The 7,392-nt window shown below is 42.2% G+C and carries 5 protein-coding genes; 1 reads left to right on the plus strand and 4 read right to left on the minus strand.

What is annotated here, in order from left to right; translation table 11 throughout:
- Nucleotide 1: 1 nt before the first annotated feature.
- Nucleotides 2–835 carry a CvfB family protein gene (locus tag L4C33_RS17740; RefSeq protein ID WP_428813739.1) on the plus strand — a complete coding sequence of 278 codons (834 nt, stop codon included), beginning with the start codon at nt 2–4 and terminating at the stop codon, nt 833–835.
- Nucleotides 836–1,131: 296 nt separating this feature from the next.
- Here the strand turns inward: L4C33_RS17740 and rsmF are convergent, their stop codons facing one another.
- The 4 genes from rsmF to L4C33_RS17760 all read right to left on the minus strand — a co-directional run.
- Nucleotides 1,132–2,553: a 16S rRNA (cytosine(1407)-C(5))-methyltransferase RsmF gene (gene rsmF / locus L4C33_RS17745; RefSeq protein ID WP_428813740.1), complete on the minus strand. Its 1,422-nt coding sequence runs from the start codon at nt 2,551–2,553 to the stop codon at nt 1,132–1,134.
- A gap of 149 nt (nt 2,554–2,702) precedes the next feature.
- Nucleotides 2,703–5,360: an MlaD family protein gene (locus tag L4C33_RS17750; RefSeq protein ID WP_428813741.1), complete on the minus strand. Its 2,658-nt coding sequence runs from the start codon at nt 5,358–5,360 to the stop codon at nt 2,703–2,705.
- A complete protein-coding gene (locus L4C33_RS17755) occupies nt 5,347–6,594 on the minus strand; it encodes a PqiA/YebS family transporter subunit (RefSeq protein WP_428813742.1) in 1,248 nt (415 codons plus the stop codon). Before L4C33_RS17755 ends, L4C33_RS17750 begins: the two co-directional genes overlap by 14 nt.
- A 111-nt stretch (nt 6,595–6,705) precedes the next feature.
- A partial coding sequence (locus tag L4C33_RS17760; protein WP_428813743.1) for an ABC transporter ATP-binding protein occupies nt 6,706–7,392 on the minus strand: 687 nt, incomplete at its 5' end.

The raw sequence follows: 7,392 nt of genomic DNA on the forward strand, positions 1-7,392 counted from the left end.
GATTAATGTTGGTCAAATAAACAGCTTAGAAGTAGTAAAACAAGCAGATTTTGGTGTGTTCCTTGATGCTGGTGATTACGGAACCGTCATGCTGCCAAAAAGATTTACTCCGGAAGGGACTGAAATTGGTCAAGTATTAGATGTCTTCCTATATATCGACTCTGATAATCAAATCGCAGCAACAACAGAAACTCCAATCGCAAAAGTAGGCGAGTGGGGATTAATGACAATCGAAGGCGTAAACAGCATTGGCGCATTCGCAAGTTGGGGCGTTAAAGGCAAAGATCTGCTGATTCCATTTAGTGAGCAGCGCGGCAATCTACACGAWGGTCAAAGTGTACTGGTTTACGTATATACGGACAAAGCATCAAATCGAATTGTAGGTACAACTAAATTCAATAAGTGGTTGGATAATACTCCTGCGGAATACACCACTAACCAACAAGTAGAACTGATTATTGCAGAGCGTAGTCAGCTGGGCTACAAAGCTATTGTTAATGGTGAGCACTGGGGAATGATTTTCCCTTCTGAAGTGATTGGTAAGCTGTTCATTGGTAAAACTTTGAAAGGTTTCATTAAGAACGTTCGTGAAGATGGCAAAATTGACCTGTCTTTGCAGAAAATTGGCGTTGCAAAAATGGATGACCTAAGCACTAAAGTTATGGACTTGCTTGAGAAAAAGGGCGGTTACTTACCACTGAATGATAAATCATCTCCTGAAGTTATTTTCTCAGCATTCCGTACAAGTAAAGGTACTTTCAAGAAGACAATTGGTGGTTTGTACAAGCAAGGTAAGATCATCATTGAGAAAGAAGGTATTCGTATCGTCGAATAGCTTTGTTTGGTACAAGTAATCTAACTTGTTCCAAACAAAAAAAGGCCCGAAACTCGAAGTTTTGGGCCTAGGGGAAATGGCTCCAAACGAGCCTACGCTAAACTGTGCTATTTGTACTCATGTCCACCAGCGAGTTGATTAACCGTCTTGGTTAGAACTAACTGTCTCTGTATACCAAGAATTTCGGTGTGCTCAATGAAATGCGCTTTTGTATAGTGTAGTACAGGTGGTCATCATAGCCAGCCCTTGATTGACTTATTCAAGAGCTACGCATCGATAGAAGGTTATGTCCAAGATTAGAAAAGGTTTTTGTCTTTGACTAATTCTCTTGGCAAACCATTTTTGACTCTGTTTCCAACCCATTTCCCAAGTCCAATAACGTCACCATTGAATTTGACTAATACCTCGCCTTTGCCTGAATCTTGTTGCGGGCGTACATCTCGTCCCATAAACCATTCTCTAGCATCTTCAATAGAAAGTTCAACACAGCACTTTTCATTGCCAGTCGCTAAAGCTGTCGCCACTTGATGCTGCCAACGGTAACCTTTTTTGTGTGTTTCTGCGATTTTTATGCCCATGCGTGAAAATCTTAACTCGCCAATCATTGGTTCAAGCGCGTTTGGAAATAGCCATACGTCTTTTTCTCGTAACCAAACAGTTGAGTCTGAAGGTAAGTTTACATCTAAAGCTGAACTTAATAGGTCGTTCACTTCTTGCTGAATTTTCTTCGACGCCTTTTCAAAAGGGAATTTACCCATACGTTTCTTTACTTCAGGAGGAGTGACGGAAGCAAGCTTACGAATACGAGCAACAAAGAAGCCTTCACAGTCGAATACTTGTGGGTAGATATGCAAAAAGCCATCTTCAGTTATTGCAGCGCCWGCGTTTTCGAATAGGTCATCCAGTCTCTCAAATTCAACAGCGTCACCARATGTGTTTTTAAGGTGATGACAAACTTGCTGGTTCTCTTCTAAGTTCAAAGTACAGGTAGAGTAAACCAACGTTCCATTGGGCTTTAGTGCATGGAAAGCGCTCTCGATGAGGTCTTTTTGTGCTTCAGCTATCTCAAGTACAGACTCTCGACTCCAGTTTTTCATTGCGTCTGCGTCTTTACGGATGATCCCTTCACCAGAGCAGGGAGCATCAAGTAATACAGCGTCAAACTGTTCAGGAAGCCAACCTCCGAATACTCGGCCGTCGAAGTTACTGAGAGCGGTATTACGTACACCACAACGTTCTATGTTCGCGTGGAGTACTTTTACACGGCTAGCGGCGTATTCATTTGCTACCAATACACCTTTGTTTTCCATCTTCGCAGCGATCTGTGTGGTTTTTGAACCTGGCGCCGCCGCGGTATCGAGGACTGAGCTAAATTGGTCATCTTCTTTGAATAACGCAGAAACTGGCATCATAGAGCTGGCTTCTTGGATATAGAACAGCCCAGACATGTGTTCTGCAGTGTTTCCTAACGGAATTTCGCTTTCATCTGCTGTGATCCAAAAGCCTGTTTCACACCAAGGTACTGGCTCTAACTCCCAACCTTTAGCTTTTGCTCGTTCAAAAAACCTTTCAACTGTAATTTTAAGAGTATTTACGCGGATGCTTTTTCGTAGAGGTCTTTTACAAGCTGCGATAAAGGAATCCATGTCCAAGTGGTTAGGCATGGTTTCTTCGATATTTTTAAGGAATTCTTCAGGGATATGAATATTAGCGTGCAAAAGGAGTACCTGAGTGTTGGAAGCAATTAAAGAGGGTGAATTCTAAAGGAAAATGCAAAGAGTCTAAACAAGAAAAATGCAGCACAAGGCTGCATTTATCGTTAGTCGGAGGTTAGAGGTGAGTTAACTCTAACAATTAAATAGATAGACTAAGGTTTTGGTATCGCTGTACGCCACTTTTTCCATTGTTCTTCTGCCGAAGCAAATAAATAGAAAGATTGGTTTTCTTTCGCGATAGGCTCTAACGTATTTTGTTCTGGAGTTGAGAAGGTGATACCGCCTCTAAGAAGGCTTTCTAACGTTCCGGCCTTAATGTTTGCACCAGATAATCCAATAGAAACATCCACGCCGGATACGTTCCAAAACACACTGTTTGCTCGAATTAGGTATGCATATTCAGGGTAGATCTCAATGGTCGAAATAACGCGGTCTGCGAAATCACCAAGTTTGACCTCTGAAACTGTACCAACCTCAATTTCACGATAAAGAATGGGAGTACCAACTGCAACTGAGCCGCGAGTTTCACTTTGTAATGTAAAACGCTTACCTTTTATCTTGCTTGGTCCTTCTTGCAGGTTAAAAGCAAAGTGAGGGGCCCCTTTGCCTGGGTGTACGTTAATGTATTTTGAGAGTAGAGCTGAAACGTTCTTCACACCACCTAGTCCAATTTCCGGCTCGGCTACCCAGAAGTGGCTACCTTTAACGGCGACTTCATCAACATATTCAGGAAGGATTCGAGCAGAAATCTCAACGCCACCTTTATCGAAATTTGGCACAACCAGAGACACTTCACCAATTTTGACGCCTTGATACTTAATTGGCATACCTTTAGCCACTTCTTGAGAGCCTGTCGCTACGATACTTACTGCGCGACCAAATTTTCTTGCCGATTTATGGTCTTTATAGAGTTTCCACTGTTTGCCGATCTTGTTATCTATACCAGGTAATGAATCGAATGCGATACCACCTTGAATTAGAGTTTTTACAGGGGCAGCCTTAATGCTAATCCCTGCAAGGGAGGCATCTACTTCAACGCCTGAACGGTTCCAGAATACCGTCTGCTTAGTGACTAGGTGCTTGTATCGATTCTCAATAGTGGCTTTGATCTTTACGCCACCATCGGTCAAATAAAAATCCGATACGCTACCAACTTGTAAATTACGATAAAGAAGGGGGCTGCCCTTTGAAATAGAGGGTAATTCTGACGCGAAAATTGATATGGTTTCTGAACCGTATTGATTGTATTTTGCGAGTTCAGCTAAAGACTGACTTTGAAACAATTGGTATTCATCACTGGCTTGCGATGCGCCTTCACTAACAAAGCTAATTGAACCGGTTAAGAGCTGTTTTGCTGGTGGAACAGTCACACTTAGACCTGATTCTGTCAGTTCGGCTGTTGCACTTCCTGTCACGAAAAATCGGTTCTTACTTTTAATCAAATGAGCGTATTTATTATCGACTAAGGCATCCATGTAAACTTCATTGGTGTTAGCTTTTTTACCAACGCCTTCGATTAAGCCAACATCGATGATAGAACCAATAGAAATACCTTTATATAGAAGGTTTGTACCAACTTCTAAACCAAAGGAATTGTTAGAAACAAGTTTAATTGCAATMGACTTTTCTTGTTCTTGGTTGTATTCATGTTTACGAATAGCCGTGAAACGGCGAGCTTTCGTACCTTCACCAGGTACTAGAGTTAAGAAGTTACCGGTGATGAGGTTACCGATGTTTTCTACTTCGGTTAAAGATACTTTCGCCTCTTCTAATATGAACTTACTGCCTGTGTTGAGCAGGTCGCTAAAGGCTGGCTGAATAGCAGCATAAGCAATAATGTTATTACGCCCTTCGCTTAAAGATAGGTCGGTGATCTGTCCTATTTCAAGACCACGGAACATAATTGGCGCACCCGTTGAGCTGATCTTATTATCGTCAGGTACTGATATTTTAACTGGAATACCACGACCTGCCGTTTTTAGGTCAGGGTACAGTTTGAAGCGAGAGTTTTTGTTAACAGGTTCACCGCCGTCAGGGGAATCTACCGCTATCGATCCACCGAGTAGGGCGCTTAAGCTTTCTAGTCTTATATCGACACCCGAAAAACCAATACTCGCACCCAACCCACTAACATTCCAAAAACGACTTTGGTCGGTAATAATATGTTTGTATTCTTCTTGTATAGAAGCTTGAATCGTTATGGATTTGGCATCTTCTTTTAACTGGTAGTTGTAAACTTCGCCGATTGGGATTTTCTTATAGATGATTTGAGAACCAATAGAAATACCACCAAGGTCCTTAGCATCAAGCATGATGTTGAGACCCTTTGAAGCGTGTAAGTCTGCAGGTGCTTTATCGAGAGCGTGGAAAACGGTTTCAATATCGCCATCAGTCGTGCTTGGTTGAATCGCAATATAGTTACCAGACACTAATGCGTCTAGGCCTGAGATCCCCGAAAGACTTGCTGTTGGTTTTACTAGCCAAAAACGCGCACCTTCTTTCAGCAATTTCGCTGCTTCTGGGTAAATATCAGCATCCACATAGATGTTAGATAAATCTTTAGATAGCGTAATGTCCCTTACCATGCCGACTTCAAGCCCTTGATAGCGAATAGTCGTTCGCCCAGCCACCAATCCAGCTGCGTCAGAGAAGTAAATCTGAACCCTTTGACCGGAATCATGGATCGATTTCACGACTAGCCAGCCAGCAAGTAGCATAGTGAGGATAGGCAGGATCCATAACGGAGAGATACCTTTATTCTTTTTGATATCTGGAGTGTAGGATTTCTGAGATGCGTTACTGTCGTTCATTTACTGACTCATCCTTCGAGTTGTAATTATCCCAAATCAATCTAGGGTCGATACTGTCTGCGGCTAACATGGTAAGCACTACAACCATACCAAATGCAACTGCGCCATAACCTGGGGTGAAGTTTAATATTTGTCCACGGTCTACAAGTGTCATCATTATCGAGATAACAAATAAATCCATAACCGACCATTTGCCTACCCACTTAACAATGAAGTAGATAGTCATTCTCTGTCTATGATAAAGCGAACGTTTGAAATGAATACAGAGCAAGATATACCCGAGCCCTAAAATTTTTGCTACTGGGACTACTATACTTGCGACAAAAATAATAATAGCAATGCCATACATTTCACTATTAACCAAAGAGGCGACGCCGGAAAAAATGGTGTCTTCAAGCCTTTGACCATTGGTGATCAAAATTGAGATAGGAATAATGTTTGCCGGAATAACAGCAACGGTAGCCGCGATTAAATAGGCCCAGGTTTTTTGTATTGAGTTTGGCTTACGGTGGTGCAGGGCATTATGACAGCGCAGGCATTTTGAACCTTCTGGCTGAGACAAGTGGCAATTTTGGCAGTGTACTTCTTTAGCTGTGATTTCAAATTCAGTTTCTTTTTTCCAGGCTTCCCAGTAACGGCGAACACTGATCCGGCTAACAAGTAATACACTAAAAAGTTGCAGCAACAGTAAGCCGATTAAACCTGGACCAACGAAAATGTCAGAGTAGTCTTGCAATTTGAAGACTGAAATAGCAATGCTGACCAGGAATACGTCGAGCATCATCCAGTGCTTTAAGTCTTGAATTAATATAAGCGCCCAACGGAAAGGGGTAAAAAGCTTTTTAGCTAACGCAAAGTGTGCGATTAGAACAGAAGAGCACACAAGGAACGGTGCAATAGAGCTACAAAATAGAATAAGGATAGCAAGTAAGTTGAAACCTTCATCCATCAGCGTCAGCATGCCAGAAGGAAGAGTCGCAGGGATCATGACACCAATCAGTCGAATGCTAATGAAGTCAAATAAATGAGAGGGTATGAACAGCAATAGACAGGTTACAGCGATGGCCAAATTACCTGAAAGGCTAGGGCTTCCACCACGATAGAGTTGAGTTCCACAGCGAGGGCAATACGCAGTTTTCCCTTTTGGAACATCTACAATGTCTACGGATAATTCGCAGCCTTGGCACAGGCGTACATTATCAACCCTTGATTGGTGCTGTGATAAGGAGGTCATACGACCTCCATAGAAAGTGAAACAGAACTGTTTTTTAATAAACGAACGTACGTAGAGGGAGTTCGAATACTCCCATTTTCGACAAATAGAACAGGCTGGTGTGACCGTAAATTAGGCGTGAGATTGCACGCTTCCATACAGCGTTTGATACAGTCCTTTTTGTTCAACCAATTCACCATGAGTCCCTGTTTGTGTTACCTGACCATCTTCCAGTACGTAAATGAGGTCGGCTTGTTTCACTGCTGATAATCTATGAGCAACAATCAAAGTCGTGCGATCTTTTAAAAACTCGCCAAGTGCTTTATGTAATGCCGCTTCAGTTGCCGTGTCTAGAGCAGAAGTTGCTTCATCTAGAATAACAAATTTAGGGTTACTCAACACCATTCGTGCTATTGCTAGGCGTTGACGTTGCCCACCGGATAGTCGAATACCATTACGTCCGACTTGTGTTTCTAAGCCGTCGCTGAGTTGAGAAATTACATCTTGCATTTGAGCAACTTCTAGAGCGCGCCATAATGATAACTCATCATAGTCTTCGCCAAGCGTTAGATTATGCCTCAAGCTATCGTTAAAGAGTATAGGTTGTTGTAATACAACTGCTATTTGATTTCTAATTATCTCAAATCCGATATCATCAACGCTCTCTCCGTTAAATCGAATCTCGCCTTTTTTTGCACGATAAACGCCGATTAACAGTTGGATTAATGTCGACTTTCCACCGCCACTTGCTCCAACTAGTGCAACCTTTTTACCTGCTGGGATAGTGAGGTTTAGTTCATTTAAAACAGTGTTTTCTTG

The sequence above is a fragment of the Vibrio makurazakiensis genome (genome assembly GCF_050337375.1).
In the GTDB taxonomy this organism is placed as follows: domain Bacteria; phylum Pseudomonadota; class Gammaproteobacteria; order Enterobacterales; family Vibrionaceae; genus Vibrio; species Vibrio makurazakiensis.